This is a genomic window from Lysobacter sp. Root604, from assembly GCF_001427505.1.
Lineage (GTDB): Bacteria > Pseudomonadota > Gammaproteobacteria > Xanthomonadales > Xanthomonadaceae > Lysobacter.
Genome location: NZ_LMGS01000001.1, coordinates 414,770 through 430,645, shown reverse-complemented (window position 1 = coordinate 430,645; position 15,876 = coordinate 414,770). Strand labels below are relative to the sequence as shown.

17 protein-coding genes, 1 tRNA gene and 1 other RNA gene are annotated in these 15,876 nt (G+C 70.3%); 7 read left to right on the top strand and 12 right to left on the bottom strand.

Annotated elements, in window-relative coordinates:
- Window positions 1–203 precede the first annotated feature (203 nt).
- Genes ASD69_RS02180 through ASD69_RS02165 form a run of 4 tightly spaced genes read left to right on the top strand, consistent with a single transcriptional unit; the run spans window position 204 to window position 4,570 of the window.
- A complete protein-coding gene (locus ASD69_RS02180; RefSeq protein ID WP_162250600.1) occupies window positions 204–1,130 on the top strand; it encodes an AAA family ATPase in 927 nt (308 codons plus the stop codon).
- Between the two features lie 5 nt (window positions 1,131–1,135).
- Entirely contained in the window at window positions 1,136–2,101 is a 966-nt protein-coding gene (locus tag ASD69_RS02175) for a DUF58 domain-containing protein (protein ID WP_056173419.1), read from the top strand.
- Entirely contained in the window at window positions 2,094–4,073 is a 1,980-nt protein-coding gene (locus ASD69_RS02170) for a DUF3488 and transglutaminase-like domain-containing protein (RefSeq protein ID WP_056173415.1), read from the top strand. The genes ASD69_RS02175 and ASD69_RS02170 overlap by 8 nt, the downstream gene beginning before the upstream one ends.
- Window positions 4,070–4,570 (top strand): Slp family lipoprotein, encoded by a 501-nt coding sequence (locus ASD69_RS02165; protein ID WP_056173413.1) that lies wholly within the window; start codon window positions 4,070–4,072, stop codon window positions 4,568–4,570. The genes ASD69_RS02170 and ASD69_RS02165 overlap by 4 nt, the downstream gene beginning before the upstream one ends.
- A gap of 240 nt (window positions 4,571–4,810) precedes the next feature.
- On the opposite strand, the gene ASD69_RS02160 is transcribed toward ASD69_RS02165, so the two are convergent.
- The 5 genes from ASD69_RS02160 to dnaX form a co-directional block, all read right to left on the bottom strand.
- Complete coding sequence (locus ASD69_RS02160; RefSeq protein WP_056173411.1) at window positions 4,811–5,164, bottom strand: histidine triad nucleotide-binding protein; 354 nt, start codon at window positions 5,162–5,164, stop codon at window positions 4,811–4,813.
- Between the two features lie 101 nt (window positions 5,165–5,265).
- Entirely contained in the window at window positions 5,266–5,862 is a 597-nt protein-coding gene (recR, locus tag ASD69_RS02155; protein ID WP_056173409.1) for a recombination mediator RecR, read from the bottom strand.
- Window positions 5,863–5,872: 10 nt separating this feature from the next.
- Complete coding sequence (locus tag ASD69_RS02150; RefSeq protein WP_056173406.1) at window positions 5,873–6,109, bottom strand: hypothetical protein; 237 nt, start codon at window positions 6,107–6,109, stop codon at window positions 5,873–5,875.
- A gap of 19 nt (window positions 6,110–6,128) precedes the next feature.
- Window positions 6,129–6,449, bottom strand: a complete 321-nt coding sequence (locus tag ASD69_RS02145) for a YbaB/EbfC family nucleoid-associated protein (RefSeq protein WP_056173402.1) — start codon at window positions 6,447–6,449, stop codon at window positions 6,129–6,131.
- 89 nt (window positions 6,450–6,538) lie between these two features.
- Window positions 6,539–8,434 (bottom strand): DNA polymerase III subunit gamma/tau, encoded by a 1,896-nt coding sequence (gene dnaX / locus ASD69_RS02140; protein WP_056173400.1) that lies wholly within the window; start codon window positions 8,432–8,434, stop codon window positions 6,539–6,541.
- Window positions 8,435–8,655: 221 nt separating this feature from the next.
- On the opposite strand from dnaX, the gene ASD69_RS02135 reads away from it, so the two are divergent.
- Together ASD69_RS02135 and ffs are read left to right on the top strand one after the other, a co-directional pair.
- Window positions 8,656–8,748, top strand: a tRNA-Ser gene (locus ASD69_RS02135).
- Between the two features lie 81 nt (window positions 8,749–8,829).
- An RNA gene (gene ffs, locus ASD69_RS21005) (signal recognition particle sRNA small type) lies at window positions 8,830–8,926 on the top strand.
- A gap of 582 nt (window positions 8,927–9,508) precedes the next feature.
- Here the strand turns inward: ffs and ASD69_RS02130 are convergent.
- The 6 genes from ASD69_RS02130 to ASD69_RS02105 form a co-directional block, all read right to left on the bottom strand.
- Window positions 9,509–9,928 carry a molybdenum cofactor biosynthesis protein MoaE gene (locus ASD69_RS02130; protein ID WP_235567127.1) on the bottom strand — a complete coding sequence of 140 codons (420 nt, stop codon included), beginning with the start codon at window positions 9,926–9,928 and terminating at the stop codon, window positions 9,509–9,511.
- 15 nt (window positions 9,929–9,943) lie between these two features.
- Window positions 9,944–10,186 (bottom strand): MoaD/ThiS family protein, encoded by a 243-nt coding sequence (locus tag ASD69_RS02125; RefSeq protein ID WP_056173394.1) that lies wholly within the window; start codon window positions 10,184–10,186, stop codon window positions 9,944–9,946.
- Complete coding sequence (gene moaC / locus ASD69_RS02120) at window positions 10,183–10,695, bottom strand: cyclic pyranopterin monophosphate synthase MoaC (protein ID WP_056173391.1); 513 nt, start codon at window positions 10,693–10,695, stop codon at window positions 10,183–10,185. The genes ASD69_RS02125 and moaC overlap by 4 nt, the downstream gene beginning before the upstream one ends.
- A 74-nt stretch (window positions 10,696–10,769) precedes the next feature.
- Window positions 10,770–11,774 carry a GTP 3',8-cyclase MoaA gene (gene moaA, locus ASD69_RS02115; protein ID WP_157499097.1) on the bottom strand — a complete coding sequence of 335 codons (1,005 nt, stop codon included), beginning with the start codon at window positions 11,772–11,774 and terminating at the stop codon, window positions 10,770–10,772.
- A gap of 23 nt (window positions 11,775–11,797) precedes the next feature.
- A complete protein-coding gene (locus tag ASD69_RS02110) occupies window positions 11,798–12,556 on the bottom strand; it encodes an MBL fold metallo-hydrolase (protein ID WP_056173386.1) in 759 nt (252 codons plus the stop codon).
- The gene (locus ASD69_RS02105) at window positions 12,556–13,305 is read right to left on the bottom strand and encodes a 3-deoxy-D-manno-octulosonic acid kinase (RefSeq protein WP_056173383.1); all 750 of its coding nucleotides are present in this window, start codon (window positions 13,303–13,305) and stop codon (window positions 12,556–12,558) included. Before ASD69_RS02105 ends, ASD69_RS02110 begins: the two co-directional genes overlap by 1 nt.
- 22 nt (window positions 13,306–13,327) lie before the next feature.
- Between ASD69_RS02105 and ASD69_RS02100 the strand changes: the two genes are divergently transcribed.
- Window positions 13,328–14,392, top strand: a complete 1,065-nt coding sequence (locus tag ASD69_RS02100; RefSeq protein ID WP_056173381.1) for a glycosyltransferase family 9 protein — start codon at window positions 13,328–13,330, stop codon at window positions 14,390–14,392.
- A gap of 248 nt (window positions 14,393–14,640) precedes the next feature.
- Here the strand turns inward: ASD69_RS02100 and ASD69_RS02095 are convergent, their stop codons facing one another.
- The gene (locus tag ASD69_RS02095) at window positions 14,641–15,651 is read right to left on the bottom strand and encodes a hypothetical protein (protein ID WP_157489220.1); all 1,011 of its coding nucleotides are present in this window, start codon (window positions 15,649–15,651) and stop codon (window positions 14,641–14,643) included.
- Between the last annotated feature and the right edge of the window lie 225 nt (window positions 15,652–15,876).

The window sequence follows — 15,876 nt, the reverse complement described above, 5'->3', positions numbered from 1 at the left end:
CCTGGTTTGCAGCAAGCTGTTCCGCATCCCGCATCGACTCGCGACCTCGTTACACTCTGATGGACTCGACGCGGGCGGACGTGGCGCATAGGCGCCCTGCCCGTCGCGCACCGGACGCAGCGGCCGCGATGCGGCGCGCTCCGGATTTTCGACGCGATTCTCAGGAGACGAGCACGATGGCGGCATCCCCCACGACGGCATCCATGCTAACCGATGGCCTGCGCGACGCCCTCGATCGCGCGCAGGCGCAGGTCAACGGCCTGGTGCTGGGCAAGCCGCACGAAGTCCGGCTCGCGTTCGTGGCCCTGCTGTCGGACGGCCATCTGCTGATCGAGGACCTGCCCGGACTGGGCAAGACCACGCTCGCGCACGCCCTGGCCGCGACCTTGGGGCTGGAGTTCCAGCGCGTGCAGTTCACCTCCGACCTGTTGCCGGCCGACGTGGTCGGCGTGTCGGTGTTCGATCCGCAGGCGCGCAGTTTCCAGTTCCATCCGGGCCCGGTGTTCACGCAGGTATTGCTGGCCGACGAGATCAACCGCGCGCCGCCGCGCACCCAAAGCGCGTTGCTGGAGGCCATGGCCGAGCACCAGGTCACCGTCGACGGCACCACCCATGCCCTGCCCGATCCGTTCTTCGTGATCGCGACCCAGAACCCGGTCGACCTGGCCGGCACCTATCCGCTACCTGACTCGCAACTCGACCGCTTCTTATTGCGATTGGCGCTGGGCTACCCGGGCGAGGCCGCCGAACGCGACCTGCTGGCCGGCGCCAATCGCCGCGACCTGATCGCCCAGACCCTGCCGATCCTGGGCAGCGAGGACGTGATCGCGGCGCGCGGCGCGGTCAACGCGGTGCACGCCAGCGACGCTTTGATCGGCTATGTGCAGGCGCTGCTCGCGCGCAGCCGCCGCCATCCGGGCGTGCGCGTGGGCCTGTCGCCACGCGCCGGCCTGGCCCTGCTGCGCGCCGCGCGCGCCTACGCCCTGCTGCTGGGCCGCGCGCACGTGCTGCCCGAGGACGTGCAGGCGCTGTTCGCGCCGGTCGCCGCGCACCGCCTGGTCGCCGACGCCGATGCCGGACACGACGGCGCCCTGGCCAAGGCGATTCTGCACGCGGTGCCGGTGGACTGAGCGCGATGGCGGACCGTCCGCGCCCCGGCCTGCGCGCGCGCCTGCGCAAGTTCGCGCGACCGCGCGATCCGGAGGTCTTGCCGGCGACCTTCCACCGTGGCCGCGTGTACGTGCTGCCGACCGGCTTCGGCTTGTTCTTCGCGGTCGCGCTGATGTCGATGCTGCTGGGCGCGCTGAACTACAACAACAATCCCGCGCTGCTGCTCGCCCTGCTGCTGTCCGGCGCCGGGCTGGCCAGCCTGATCGCGGCGCAGATGCAGCTCACCGGCCTGAGCGTGGTTGCGATCGACGCCGAACCGATCGCCGCCGGCCAGCCGCTGCGCGTGCGCGTGCACGCCAAGGCGCCGCCCGAACGCGCGCGTCGCGGCCTGCGCGTGGACGACGACGGCGACAGCGATGCGCTAGCGCCGTTGGACCTGGACGCCGGCAGCGGCGAGGCCGAACTCAGCTTCGCCACGCGCCAGCGCGGCTGGTTCGAGCTGCCGCGCCTGCGCGTATCGACCACACGTCCGCTCGGCTTGGCGCGCGCCTGGGCCTACGTCTGGCCCGATGCGCCCTTGCTGGTGTATCCGGCACCGGAACCGCACGGCCCGCCGCTGCCGACCGGCAGCGGCGATCAGATCCAGACCCGCCTGCATCCCAGCGGCGACGACGTCCATCACCTGCGCGGCTACCGTAGCGGCGACGCGCGTCGCGCGATCGCGTGGAAACCTTCGGCGCGGCGCGACGCGCTGCTGGTGCGCGAATACGAACAGCCGCTGGGCGCCGATGTGGTGCTGGACTGGCGCGCGGTGCTCGCGCTGGGCTACGAGGCGCGGATCGCGCGCCTGGCGCGTTGGGTCGACGAAGCCGAACGCGACGGCCGCCGTTACCGTCTGATGCTGCCGGGGCAGCCCGAGCTGGGCCCCAGCAGCGGCGGCGCGCATCGTCATGCCTGCCTGCGCGCGCTCGCGCTGATGCCGCATGCCTAAGTCGAGCTCGCCCTTGCTGGATTCGGGCAGCCGGGCCTGGACCCTGTCGACCGCGGCCGCGTGCATGCTGCCGCTGCTGTTGCAGCTCACGCCGCTGCTGGCCGCGCTGATCGCCGCCTGCGGCATCGCGATCGCGCTGCTGGCCTGGCGCCGCCCGCTCAACTTCGTGGTGCGCGCGCTGCTGGCGCTGGTGCTGATCGGCGCGGTGATGATGCAGATGAACTTCGGTATCGGCCGCGACACCGGCTGCGCGCTGCTCGCGGCCATGCTCGCGATCAAGCCCGCCGAAACCTCGACCCTGCGCGATGCACGCAGCCTGATCGGCTTCGCCCTGTTCGCGCCGTTCGGTACCTTCCTGCTCGACCAGGGGCCCTTGTCGCTGGTGCTGGGCCTGATCGCGGCGCTGCTGGCGCTGGCGACGCTGCAACGCCTGGCCGAGTTCGAATCCGGCGAACGCGTGCGTCGGCTCGGCCATTGGCAGCGCCTGGCCGGGATCGCGCGTCTGGTCGCGATCGGCCTGCCGTTGGCGCTGGCGGCGTTCTGGCTGTTTCCGCGCCTGGGCACCCCATTGTGGGGCGTGCCCGACCGCTCGCTGAGCCGCCCCGGCCTGTCCGGCAGCATGACCCCGGGCGGCTGGGCCGAGCTGATGAACGACGAAACGCCGACCCTGCGCGTGCGTTTCAACGGCGCGGTGCCGCGACCCTCGCAGATGTACTGGCGCGGCCCGGTGCTGTGGGACTTCGACGGCCGCGAATGGACCCAGCCGCGGTGGTATCGCGGGCTACCGCCGGCCCAAACTCAACCGGGCGACGCGCGCTGGGACTACGAGATCGAACTCGAACCCACCGACGGCCGTCAGTTGGTCGCGCTGGACTTGCCGCTGGCGGCGCCGCCGGATACCCGGTTGTCGATCGATCACGGCTTGTTCACCGCGCGCCCCATGACCGCGCTCAGCCGCTGGCGCCTGCGCTCAGCGCCGCCGCTGAGTTATCAGCCGCAGTTGCAAAGCGTGCTGCGCGAGGCTGCGCTGCGCCTACCCGAGGGCTACAACCCGCGCACCCGCACGCTCGCGCTGCGCTGGCGGCGCGAGCTGGGCAGCAACGACGCGGCGCTGGTGCAGCGCGCGCTGGACTGGGTCCATCGCGAATTCGCCTACACCCTGGACACGCCCCTGCCCGGGCGGCATGCGGTCGACGAATTCCTGTTCGACTACAAAGCCGGCTACTGCGAACACTTCAGCTCGTCCTTCGTGGTGCTGATGCGCAACGCCGGCATTCCGGCGCGCGTGGTCACCGGCTATGCCGGCGGCTATCGTAATCCGATCGGCGACTATTGGCTGGTACGACGCTCCGATGCGCACGCCTGGGCCGAAGTCTGGCTGCCGCAGCGCGGCTGGGTGCGGGTGGATCCGACCGCCGCGGTCGCGCCCGAGCGCGTCTACGACACCCTCGCCGACCGCGCCCCGGGCGCCAACCTGCTCGGCGGGCTCACGGCCACCCCGATCTTCAATCTCGGCGACTGGGCCCGGCGCGGTTGGAACGACTTCGTGCTCGGCTTCGACGCCAACCGCCAGCAGAACCTGCTGCGCCCCTTCGGCATCGACAGGCTCGACACGGGCCGCTTGGTAGCCTTGTTCGGCGTGGCGGCAGGCCTGACCCTGCTGTGGATGGTGTGGCTGAGCAGCCGTGGCCAGCGCGAACGCGACCCGGTCCTGCGCGCCTGGCACGCGCTGGGCCGCCGCTACGACCGCCTGGGTCTGGCGCGCGAACCGCACGAGCCGGCCCAGGACTGGGCCGACCGGGTGGCCCGCAGCCGACCGGACCTGGCCCTGGCGCTGGCGGCGCTCAGCCACCGTTTCGCCGATTGGCGGTACGCTGTTGCGGAACCCGGGCGGCGCGACGCCCGTGAGAAGCGCGAATTGATCAGGGCGCTGCGCGCGCATCGCCCGGGCCCTAATGGAGAAGGCCGATGAGCATCCGTCTTACCCCCCGCCTGGTCCTGCTGGCCGCGAGCGTCGGCCTGCTGGCCGCCTGCGCGACCCAGCCGCAACCGCTGCAGGGCGCGTTCAATCCGATCACACCGGCCGACGCCACCGCCAACGACAGCACCGGCGCGACCGTGCGCTGGGGCGGCCGCGTGGTCGAGGTCGACCCGCAGGCCAACCGCACCTGCTTCGTGATGATCTCCACCCGCCTGGGCAGCAGCGGACGCCCTTACTGGGCCAACGACGACATCGGCGGCCGCTTCCTGGCCTGCCGTACCGGCTTCTACGATCCGGCGCTGTTCGAGAAGAACCGCGAAGTGACCTTCACCGGTCGCATCAGCGGCTACGAGAACCGCCGCATCGGCCAGTACGACTACCGCTTCCCGATCGTCGACGCCGAAGTGGTCTACCTGTGGCCGGTGCGCGAACAGGTCGACGTGGTGATGACGCGTCCGGCGCCGTGGCCGTGGTGGGGTTGGTGGTGAACCCAGCCGCATCGCGCGGATAAGGAAAACGCCCGGGATTTCCGGGCGTTTTCGTTTGCGTCTTCGCACGATGCACGTCGCCCAAGTCGCGGCGATGATCGCGTCCGCACGCACTGTGGGAGCGGCGTAAGCCGCGATTGAGCCCCAAACCACGACGCATGCCCGACACGGCGATCGCGGCTTGGGGTCGAAACAAATCCCTGTCTGACGCCGCTCGCACAGAGCGCCAGGATCTTTCCGTCAGCGCGGCGTACCGAAGCGCCCAAGCTGGGCGCCGGCCAGCAGATGCAGGTGGATCTGGAACACGGTCTGGCCGCCGTCGCCGTTGCAGTTCATGACGATGCGATAGCCGTCTTCGGCGAAGCCTTCGCGCTGGGCGTAGGCGGCCGCGGCATGCGCGAGGCGGCCGACCACTTCGGCCTGTTCGGGCTGCAGGTCGTTGAGGGTGGGCACGTGGGTCTTGGGCACGAACAGCACGTGCACCGGCGCCTGCGGAGCGATATCGCGGAACGCGATCAGGTCGTCGTCCTCGTAGACGATATCGGCGGGAATTTCGCGGCGGATGATCTTGCCGAAGATGGTGGGGTCGGTCATTGGGAGGCCGGGATTCGGGATTCGGGATTACGGTACACGGACCCGGTGGTTTTCGCTTCGGCTACGTCCAATCCCGAATCACTAATCCCGAATCCCGGCTCTCAACCCATCTCACTGCGGCTGCCGAACGCATGCGACAGGGTGCCGCGGTCGACGTATTCGAGTTCGCCGCCCAAGGGCACGCCATGCGCGAGCCGGCTGGGGCGCACGCCGTGCTGGCGCGCGAGCTGGGCCAGGTAGTGCGCGGTGGCCTCGCCTTCGACGGTGGGGTTGGTGGCGACGATCAGTTCCTGCACTTCGCCCTCGGCCAGGCGCGCGGCCAGGCCGTCCAGGCCGAGTTCGCGCGGACCGATGCCGTCGAGCGGACTGAGACGGCCCTGCAGCACGAAGTACAGGCCGCGGTAGCCGGTGGCCTGCTCGATCGCCAGGCGGTCGGCCGGCGATTCCACCGCGCACAGCAGATGCGCGTCGCGCGCGGCACTGGCGCAGGTCGCGCAGACTTCGGTCTCGCTGAAATCGCGGCAGCGCTGGCAATGGCCGACCTGTTCGATCGCCGCGGCAAGCGCGTTCGACAACCGCTGACCACCGGCGCGCTCGCGCTCGAGCACGTGGTAGGCCATGCGCTGGGCCGATTTCTGGCCCACGCCGGGCAGCACCCGGAAGGCCTCGATCAGTTGCTCCAGCAGCGCGCTGCTCATGCCGGCGAACTCACTCGGACGGCGTGAACGAAGTGCTGCGCGGCGTCGGCTCGCGATTCATCGCGCGCACGACGTTGAGGCAGACGATCGCGCCCAACAGCGGCAGCAGCCAGACGAAGGCCGACTGCAGGCCCTTCTGCGCGCCGGTCAGGTCCGGCTCGCGCCAGATCGCCCAGGTCGTGTACAGGTCCAGGCCGAGCAGGCCCGAGGCGATCAAGCCGGCGGTGATACCCAGATGCAGGTTCATGGAGATGCGTTCCGGCGACTCAGAACGGCATCTTCATGCCGGGCGGAATCGGCATGCCGGCGGTGGCTGCGGACATCTTGGCCTGCGATTCGGCGTTGACCTTGTTGACGGCGTCGTTGAACGCAGCCGCGACCAGATCCTCGGCCATTTCCGGATCGCTGAGCACGCTGGGATCGATGCGCACCTTGCGGCACTCCATGCGGCCGGTGATGGTCACGCTGACCATGCCGCCGCCGGCGTTGCCGGTGACTTCGATCTTGGCCAGTTCTTCCTGGGCGCGCTGCACGTTTTCCTGCATCTTCTGCGCTTGTTGCATGAGTTGGGCGATGTTGCCGCGCATGGTGGTCTACCTGTCTCGTGGTGATGGGGAACCGCGTCGCGCGCGGGCGCGACGCGATGACACTGGAATAGGGCCGGCCGGGGCCGTCCTCAAGCCTCGTCGAAGGGACGGATCGAATCCGGTACGACACGCGCGCCGTGCTGCGAGATCAGGCGCTGCACGTCGGGATCGTTCATGAACGCGTCCTCGGCCGAGGACTGGCGCTGATCGCGCGCGCGCTCGTTGCGCTCGCGCAGCGACTCGCTGGACTGGGCGGATTCGAAACGGATCTGCGGGGCCACGCCCAGGCGCGGCGCCAAGGCGTCGGCGACCATTTGGATCAGGGCCGGCGCGCGCAGGTGATCGTCGTCGGCGGACAGCGACAGGCGCAGCGCGCCGTCGGCGTAGGCGATGAAGCCGGCGTGCTCGGCCAGCAAACGGGCCGGACCGCGCAGGCCGCTGCTGGCGACCAGGTCGTGCCAGGCCTCGGCATCGGCGATGCCGGCGCCACCACTGTGCGACGCGGCCGCGGGCGGCGCGGTATACGCGGGCGCGGCGTCGCGCGCCGCGACCGGTTCCGGCGGCGCGGGCGGACGGCGCGGCGGTGCGACTGCCTCGGGCGGCTCCGCCCAGGGCACGTCGTTGCGCGCAACCGGTGCACTGGTCGCTTCGGCTCGCGACGCTTCGATGCGAGGCGCTTCAATTCGGGGCGCTTCTACCGGGCGCGCCTCCATTCGGGGCGCTTCGGTGCGCACCGGTTCGGCGCGCGAAGTCGTCGCGGGACGATCGTCGAACGGCGACGGCGGCGGTGCGGCGCGGGTTTGCGGCGCAGCCAGGGCGGCGGCCGCCGCGGCGGCGCCGGAGCCGCGCGCGCTCTCGCCCGCGCCGGAGGCCGCGGGCGCGGCGCCGCGTCCGTCTTCGCCAGCGGCGGCGGGACGGAAGGCCAGCATGCGCAGCACGCTCATTTCGAAACCGGCGCGCGCGCTGGGCGCCAGCGGCAGATCGCGACGGCCGTTGAGCGCCATCTGGTACCACAGCTGCACGACCTCGGGACGCAGGCGCGCGGCCAGCGCGTCGACGTCGACGCCGTCGGTCTCCATCGGCGCCTCGGGCACCAGCTGACGCACCTGCACGCGGTGCAGGGCCTCGCTCAAGGTATCCAGCACCCCGCCCCAGTCGGGCGAGAATTCGGCCAGGGCCGCGACCTCGGCCAGCAGCGTGTGGCCGTTGCCGTCGGCCAGGGCCTGCAGCAGCGCGCCGACGCGGGTGCGGTCGACCGTGCCCAGCATGGTCGCGACCGCGCCGTCGCTGAGCTGGCCGCCGGTGTAGGCGATGGCCTGGTCCAGCAGCGACAGACCGTCGCGCAGGCTGCCATCGGCGGCCTTGCTGAGCTGGCGGATCGCGCCGGGCTCGGCGGCGATGCCCTCGGCCTCGAGGATGCGACCGATCTGGCCCGAGATCTGGGCCTCGTCCAGGCGCTTGAGGTTGAACTGCAGGCAGCGCGACAGCACCGTCACCGGCAGCTTCTGCGGGTCGGTGGTGGCGAGCAGGAATTTGACGTGGCCGGGCGGCTCTTCCAGCGTCTTCAGCAAGGCGTTGAAGGCCGACTTGGACAGCATGTGCACTTCGTCGATCAGGTAGACCTTGACCCGCCCGCGGCTGGGCATGTACTGGGCGTTGTCGATCACCTCGCGCACGTCGTCGACGCCGGTGTTGCTGGCGGCGTCGATCTCGAGCAGGTCGATGAAGCGGCCGGCATCGATGTCGCGGCAGGAGTTGCACTCGCCGCAGGGGTCGGCCGAGGTGCCGCGCTCGCAGTTCAGCGACTTGGCGAAGATGCGCGCGATCGTGGTCTTGCCCACGCCGCGGGTGCCGGTGAACAGGAAGGCGTGGTGGACGCGGCCGGAATCCAGCGCATTGGTCAGCGCGCGCACCACATGCTCCTGCCCGACCAGTTCGGCGAAACGCTTGGGGCGCCATTTACGGGCGAGGACGAGGTAGGACATCGGACCCTTTGGTTGCGTGTGCTTGCTTGCGTCGGTACCGCCGCGCGCCGCGGCCGTAGGCCCTGTCGCAGCGGCCGGCGCGGCGCAGGAACGGATCGGTCCATTGTGCCACGGACGTTCGCGACGGCCGCCACCGCGACGCCGCGACTTGTGGACAACCGCCGCGACGGCTAGAATTCCCGGCCCTGAGCCCGACCGGATGTCGCTGTCAGCCCAGGCCCGGAGAGGTGTCCGAGTGGTTGAAGGAGCACGCCTGGAAAGTGTGTAAGCGGCTAAACCCCGCTTCGCGGGTTCGAATCCCGCTCTCTCCGCCAGATTTCCAGCTATGTCGTTCAGATTCTGTCGCCGCGTCATGCGACACGTCTCGCGCCAGATGCGCACGTCCTATGGTGGCCCCGTCGGCCCCTCGCGACGCTAGGTCGAAAATCCCGCCAGGGCCGGAAGGCAGCAACGGTATCGACTGATGCGGGCGCCGAGGTTAGCCGGCGGGGCCGCCACCTTTTCGGGGCGGCCTCATGGGGCGATTCCGAGCGGTTCAGCGCTTTTGCGCACGGGAACCGTGGCGCCTTAAGCCGTCCCGGAGCCGTCCGTGGTGAGCGGGTCGAACCTGGACCGCGGATTCGCGCGGTGGCAGAAGCAAATCCCCCTCAGTCCCCCTTTTCCAAAGGGGGAAGACAAGCAGAGCCGCCCGCGACTCCGACAGCCGTTCGTGGTGAGCGGGTCGAACCTGGACCGCGGATTCGCGCGGTGGCAGAAGCAAATCCCCCTCAATCCCCCTTTTCCAAAGGGGGAAGACAAGCAAAGCCGCTCGCGACTCCGATAGCCGTTGGCGGCGAGCCTGTCGAACCATGGACGGCGAGCCCGCGCAGCTCCAGGCACAGGCCTGCTTGAGTAAGAAAGCGCGGATGCCGGGGCGCCTTCAGCGCCAGCGCGTTCAGCGCGACCGTCGCCAGCGGCTGGTGGCTGGCGGCATCGCATCGTCCACCTCTCCGCCATGATCCGAATCTCGTCGCGTTGGGGTAGGAGCGGCGTCAGCCGCGACCGCACCTTCGTACTTGCGACGAACAACGCGCCCTACCCCTGCGCCTGCGGCGGCTCCGGATGTAGCCAGCCCGCGTCGCCCTCGGCGTAGCGCTCGTGCTTCCAGATCGGCACCCGCGCCTTGGTCTCGTCGATGATGTAGCGGCAGGCGGCGAACGCGGCATCGCGATGCGCGGCGCTGACGCCGACCCATACCGCCAGTTCGCCCACGCCCAGCTCGCCGACGCGGTGCACGCAGCGCGCCTCGACGATCGCGAAGCGCTCCAACGCCTCGGCCATGATCTTCTCGCCCTCGCGTTCGGCCAGCAGCGCATAGCTCTCGTAGCGCAGACCCAGCACCGCCCGCCCTTGATGATGGTCGCGCACCCAGCCTTCGAAACTGGCGTAGGCGCCGGCCTCGTCGCGCATCAGCCATTCGCGCGTGGCGGCCGGGTCGAACGGGGTTTCGGACAAACGAAAGCGCATCGCTCAGCCCCCCGACACGGGTGGAATGAAGGCCACTTCGCTGCCGGCGCGCGGCGCGTCGTCCCAGTGCGCGAACGCGCCGTCGACCGCGACCCGCAAGCGCTCGGCGGGCAGCGCGAAACCATGGCGCTCGCGCAGCGTCGCGTACAGGCCGCGCAGATCGGCGGCGTTGGTGTCCACGCTCTCGTCGGCACGGCCGGCGGCATCGCGCAGGCTGGCGAAATACAGCACGGTGAGCCGGTTCACGCCGCGCTCCCGAAGTCGCGCTTGCCGCCGGACTTGGCGAGCAGCTTGGCCGGCCCGATCACGATCCGGTGCGACAAGGCCTTGCACATGTCGTAGACGGTCAGCGCCGCCACGGTGGCGCCGGTCAGCGCCTCCATCTCGACGCCGGTGCGATGGACGGTGCGCACCCGGCATTCGATGCGCAGGCAATTTTCGTCCAGCCAGTCGATCGCGATCCGGCAGCCGTCGATCGGCAGCGGATGGCAGAACGGAATCAGCTCGGCGGTACGCTTGACCGCCAGGGTGCCAGCCACGATCGCGGTATCGACGATGCCGCCCTTGGCGCTGCGCAGCCCGTTGGCGCGCAATTGCGCGGCGACCGCGGCCGGAAAGCGCACCCGGCACTCGGCCTGCGCCTCGCGCGCGGTCGTGGCCTTGGCGGACACGTCGACCATGGCGGGGCGGCCGTCGGAGTCCAGATGTGTCAGCGCGGAACGCGTCGGTGCGGGCTTGGCTTTGCGGGCTTTCAAACGATGGGCTCCGGCAGGACGGGACGCCTAGCGGTATCGGTGGATCGGGCAGCGGCCATGATACGCCGCGCGCTTCAACCGCCGACCAGGAACATCTCCACGTGCCGGCTCGGGCGCGGCGCGTCGGCGGCGCGCAGTTCGCTGTAGCGGTCGGCGCGGCGCGACCACAGCTCGGCCACGCGCTGCGCCAGGCCGAACTCGCCCTGGGCCAGGGTCGGGCGCAGATCGACGCCGTCGGCGGCGAACAGACAGGTGTAGAGGCGGCCGTCGGCGGACACCCGCGAGCGGTGACAGTCGCCGCAGAACGGCGCGCTGATCGAGGACACGAAGCCAACTTCGCCGGCGCCGTCGGCGTAGGCGTAGCGCGCCGCGACTTCGCCGCGGTAGTGCGCGTCCAGCGCGCGCAGCGGCCAGCGCTGGTGCAGGCGGTCGCGCAGTTGCGCCGAAGGCACCACGCGCGCGGCGTCCCAGCCGTTGCAGGTGCCCACGTCCATGTATTCGATGTAGCGCAGCACATGGCCGCTGCCGCGGAAGCGTTCGGCCAGGGGCAGCACCTGGTCGTCGTTGACGCCGCGCTGGACCACGCAGTTGAGCTTGATCGAGTCGAAGCCCGCGGCCTGGGCCGCGTCGATGCCGGCCAGCACCTGGGCGACCTCGCCGCGGCCGCCGGACAGGCGCCGGAACATCTCGGGTTCCAGCGCGTCCAGGCTGACCGTGAGCCGGCGCAGGCCGGCCTCGCGCAGGGCGCGCGCCTGGCGCGCGAGCAGCGAGCCGTTGGTGGTCAGGGCCAGATCGTCGAGGCCGTCGATCGCCGCCAGCCGCGCGATCAGCTCCGGCAGATTCTTGCGCAGCAGCGGCTCGCCGCCGGTCAGGCGCAGCTTGCGCACGCCCACGCGCACGAAGCCGCGCACCAGGGTTTCGATCTCGTCGAAGCTCAGGCGCGAGGCGGCGTCCAGGCCGTAGTCGTCCGGCACGCGCTCGGCCGGCATGCAGTAGGGGCAACGGAAGTTGCAAGCCTCGATCACCGACAAACGCAGGTCGCGCAGCGGACGCCCGTAGACGTCCTGCGCCCATGGCATCTGCTTCGGATCCGGCAACGCGCTCACGACGGCGGCACCTGCTCTGCGCTGGATTCGGCCAGGGCGACGCATTCGCCCGGTCGACCCACACGATACCCCCGTGCGGCCAGGGTGTCGCCTTCGCCGGCGCTGGCGTAGTGGTAGAGCAGGCAGCGCGCGAGCAGTTCGCGCGGATATTCGCGCTCCAGGTCCTCGATACCGCTGTGCGAAGGGTTGCCGTGCAGGGCGCAATCGTGGGCGATCAGCTCGCCGGCGTCGGCGTACTTGGCCAGGGCCTCGGGGATCGGCCGGGTGTCGCCGGTCCAGACCACGCTGCCGCGCAGGCGCAGGCCGAAGGCGGTGTCCGGCCAGTGGTGGCGGGTGGCGAAGACTTCCAGGCGCACGCCCTGGTGCCAGAACGCGGCGCCGACCGGGATCACCTGGAACGCGTCCCAGAAATTCACCCCGCCCTCGGCCAGCGCGTTGGGATAGTCGCCCACGCGCTGGTGCAGCAGCGGCACCACCGGTGCCGGCACGTACAGCTTGACCCGGCCGCGGCGCTCGCTGTCGAAATAGGTCGAGACGAACAGGCGCTCGAAGCCGGCGACGTGGTCGAGATGGGTGTGGGTGATGAACAAGGCCTGCGGCGCCTGCCCGTAGTGGGCGAGGTAGGCGGTCAGGCCCTCGCCGCCGCAGTCGATGGTCAGCCAGGGCGCGCCGTCGCGCTCGATGGTCGCCATCGCCGAACCCAGCTCCACCGCGGATGCGTTGCCGACGCCGTGCAGGCGCAGATGCCAGCTCATCAGTATCCCTTGTCCCAGGCGCGCTCGTAGGCCGCGCGCAGACGGCCGTAGTCGCGTTCGACCTCTTCCGTCGAGCGCGCGCCGCGCAGTTTCAGCAGCGAGCGCTTGAGGCGGGCCAGGTTGCGCTCGCGCCAACCGGTCGCCGGTATGTGCAGGTGGCCGCGGTCCAGATCGATCACCCAGCCGCGCCCGGTCGGGTCGAACAGCAGGTTGTGGGCGTTGAGATCGGCGTGGTCCAAGCCGACGCGATGGCAGCGCGCGATCAGCCGGCCGGCCTCCTCCCAGGGCGCGCCGTCGCCGGCGACCGCGGCGCGATCGGCCAGCGAGCGCACGTCGTTGAGGCGCTCCAGCAGGATCGCGGCGTAGTAGTAGAAGCCGTCGCGGCGATAGTAGGCGGCGATCGGACGCGGCACCGGCAGGCCCTTCTCGGCCACCGCGCGGGTCAGGCGGAATTCGGCGAAGCTGCGCGTCTCGTTGGCGCCGCGCCACCAGTAACGGTCGCGGTTGAAGCGCGCGACCAGGCCGCCGCGCAGGTAGCGTCGCAGCAGGCTGGGGCCGAACGGCGCGTCGACGAACCAGGCGCCGCCGCGACCGCCGCTGTCGACCGGGCGCGCGCGTTCGCCCCAGAAGGCAGGCGAGAACCATTCCGGGCTCGCTTGCCGCACCCGGGTGCGGTCGAACAGAATCGCGCCGTAGCCGCTGTCGTCGCGGAACGGCGTCAATCCTTCGGCGGCGTCGTAGCCCGTCATCCGCCGGAGTCTAACAAGTCACGTGAACAACGCACCCCACTCGATCTGCCTGCTGCGGCTTTCCGCCCTCGGCGACGTGACCCATGTGGTTCCGCTGGTGCGCACCCTGCGCGAGGCCTGGCCGCGGCTGGAGTTGACCTGGGTGATCGGCAAGGGCGAGCGCCGCCTGCTCGACGGCCTGGAAAACGTGAACTTCGTCGAATACGACAAGAAGGCCGGCCTGGCCGGCATGCGCGCGCTGGGCCGCGAGCTGCGCGCGCGGCTGGGCGAACGCCGGCGTTACGACGCCCTGCTGCAGATGCAGGTGGCCGCGCGCGCGAACCTGCTGTCGGCGTTCGTGCCGGCGCGGCGCCGGATCGGCTACGACCGCGCGCGCGCCAAGGACCTGCACGGCCTGTTCGTCAACGAACGCATCCCCGACCGCCCCGGCATCCACGTGCTGGACGCGATCGGCAGCTTCTGCGAGCCGCTGGGCCTGCGCCAGACCCAGGTGCGCTGGGACCTGCCGGTGCCGGCCGAGGCCTACGAGTGGGCGCGCGCGCAATGGCCGGACGACGGCCACCCTACCCTGCTGATCTCGCCCTGCTCCAGCCACGCGCTGCGCAACTGGCGCAGCGAACGCTATGCCGCGGTCGCCGACCACGCGGCCGCGCGCGGCTGGCGGGTGGTGCTGTGCGGCGGCCGCAGCGAGCTGGAGCGCCGCACCGGCGACGAAATCCTGGCGGCGATGAGCGCGCCCGCGCTGGACCTGATCGGCAAGGACACCCTCAAGCAATTGCCGGCCCTGCTCGCGCGCGGCCAGCTGCTGATGACGCCCGATTCCGGGCCCATGCACATCGCCAACGCCATGGGCACCAAGGTGCTGGGCCTGCACGCGGCCAGCAACCCCGCACGCAGCGGCCCCTACAGCGACCGCCGCTACTGCGCCGACCGCTACGACGACGCGGCGCGCAAGTACCTCGGCAAGCCTGCGAGCGAACTCAAGTGGGGCACCAAGATCGAGCACGACGGGGTCATGGATCTGATCTCGGTGGAGGATGGGGTCGCGGCGTTCGAACGTTATGTCGCCGATCATTCGGCGGGCTGAGACCGCGGCACAAGAGCCGCAGTTTCGCTACGAATGACACGAGTCGGCCTGAGCGATGGCATGAGCTGAATCTACTCGGCTTCGCTGTATGGATGCGGGCGCGTTTAGCCGCGCGCTGCTGCGTTCCCATCGGACCGGCTTGCGAATATGCATCGGCTCGATCTGCGCAGCCCAAGCAGCGCCGCGGCAGCGGCGCCCTCACCCCAACCCCTCTCCCGCTAGCGGGAGAGGGGCTTGAAACCAGCGACTTATTTGACGCGCGACAGCCCGCGCCAGGTGTTGTTGCCGCCGCCCATCGCCGCGTCGGGCGAGCCGATCCAGAAGTTGAGGTTCAAGAAGTCCTCGTCGTCCTGGTAGACGTAGCCGTTAGCCAGCGCATAGGGCCAAGGCAGATTGGTCGGCGAGAACACGCCGTAGCCGAAGCCCAGGGTCGGGAACGAGGACATCAGCGGCGTCGGCGTGCCGCCGTCGTACTGGCAGGTGTAGGTCCACCAGTTGCCGCCCAGGTTGAAGCTGGGGAACACGCCGCCGCTGGACCAGTTGGCGTTGGCCCAATCCTCGTTGTCGTGACGGCGCAGCACACGGCGCGAACCCGGCGGGCAGAACATGCCCAGGTTCTGCACCGCGTAGTCGTACTGGTTGCCCCAGTTCGCCAGCGGCTTGAACGCGAACGAGGCATCCCAGCTCAGGCGGCAGAAGCGCCAGGTGGTGTTGCTGTTGGACACGGTCGCGCCGATCCAGCCCCAACGCGAATTGGCGTTGCGGCGGTCTTCGTCGTCCATGTGCATCTGCACCAGCACGTGCGGCGACGGGCACGAGGCCTTGTCGGGGATCACGCCGACGCTGTAGAGCAGATTGAACAGCCAGTCGAACCAGCCGTAGCGGCCGACCTTGGCCGCCGCGCGCTCGACGCTCATGGCGACGAAGCCCGAACGCGCCTGCGCCGACTGCCCGTCCTTGGCCGGTTCGCACGGCCCGTCGAAGCCTAGTGCGCGGCAGTAGATCAGCGCAGCCTTCTCGCCTTCCTCGGCCATGAAGCGCTCGGGATCGACCTTGGAGGTGTCCGGATAGCGCTTATCGAGGTCCTCGATGTAGGCCAGGTGCTGCTTCACCGCCTCCGACACCGGCGGCTCGTTGCGCTTGAACTCCTGCTCTTCCTTGGGAGTTTCCTCTTCGGATTGGTCGGCCATCGCCACCAGCGGCGACATCGCCAACAGCACCGTCATGCACAGCGTCCCTAACACGTGTTCCTTTTTCACGTTGTTGCTCCTTGATTCGTCCATCCATTGATCGATCGGGCCGGTCCGTGGGCGAGAGGCCATCCAGACCTGCCCGCTGTCGCACCGTCCGGTTCGCACGCGTGACGCGGACCGGAACGACGCGCGGCCACCCTAGCGGCAGTCGCTGGCGAAAAATGGGCTGCGGTTCCGCGCCCCGGCCAATCCGGTTGGCCGGCCCGGCGCGTGAAGGTCGGCTGCGGCAGG

Excerpts from the sequence above, each read along its gene's own strand:
- ASD69_RS02180 (WP_162250600.1), top strand. The coding sequence starts at position 204 with ATGCTAACCGATGGCCTGCGCGACGCCCTCGATCGCGCGCAGGCGCAG.
- ASD69_RS02175 (WP_056173419.1), top strand. The coding sequence starts at position 1,136 with ATGGCGGACCGTCCGCGCCCCGGCCTGCGCGCGCGCCTGCGCAAGTTC.
- ASD69_RS02170 (WP_056173415.1), top strand. The coding sequence starts at position 2,094 with ATGCCTAAGTCGAGCTCGCCCTTGCTGGATTCGGGCAGCCGGGCCTGG.
- ASD69_RS02165 (WP_056173413.1), top strand. The coding sequence starts at position 4,070 with ATGAGCATCCGTCTTACCCCCCGCCTGGTCCTGCTGGCCGCGAGCGTC.
- ASD69_RS02160 (WP_056173411.1), bottom strand. The coding sequence starts at position 5,164 with ATGACCGACCCCACCATCTTCGGCAAGATCATCCGCCGCGAAATTCCC.
- recR (WP_056173409.1), bottom strand. The coding sequence starts at position 5,862 with ATGAGCAGCGCGCTGCTGGAGCAACTGATCGAGGCCTTCCGGGTGCTG.
- ASD69_RS02150 (WP_056173406.1), bottom strand. The coding sequence starts at position 6,109 with ATGAACCTGCATCTGGGTATCACCGCCGGCTTGATCGCCTCGGGCCTG.
- ASD69_RS02145 (WP_056173402.1), bottom strand. The coding sequence starts at position 6,449 with ATGCGCGGCAACATCGCCCAACTCATGCAACAAGCGCAGAAGATGCAG.
- dnaX (WP_056173400.1), bottom strand. The coding sequence starts at position 8,434 with ATGTCCTACCTCGTCCTCGCCCGTAAATGGCGCCCCAAGCGTTTCGCC.
- moaA (WP_157499097.1), bottom strand. The coding sequence starts at position 11,774 with ATGCCATGGGCGCAGGACGTCTACGGGCGTCCGCTGCGCGACCTGCGT.
- ASD69_RS02110 (WP_056173386.1), bottom strand. The coding sequence starts at position 12,556 with ATGAGCTGGCATCTGCGCCTGCACGGCGTCGGCAACGCATCCGCGGTG.
- ASD69_RS02105 (WP_056173383.1), bottom strand. The coding sequence starts at position 13,305 with ATGACGGGCTACGACGCCGCCGAAGGATTGACGCCGTTCCGCGACGAC.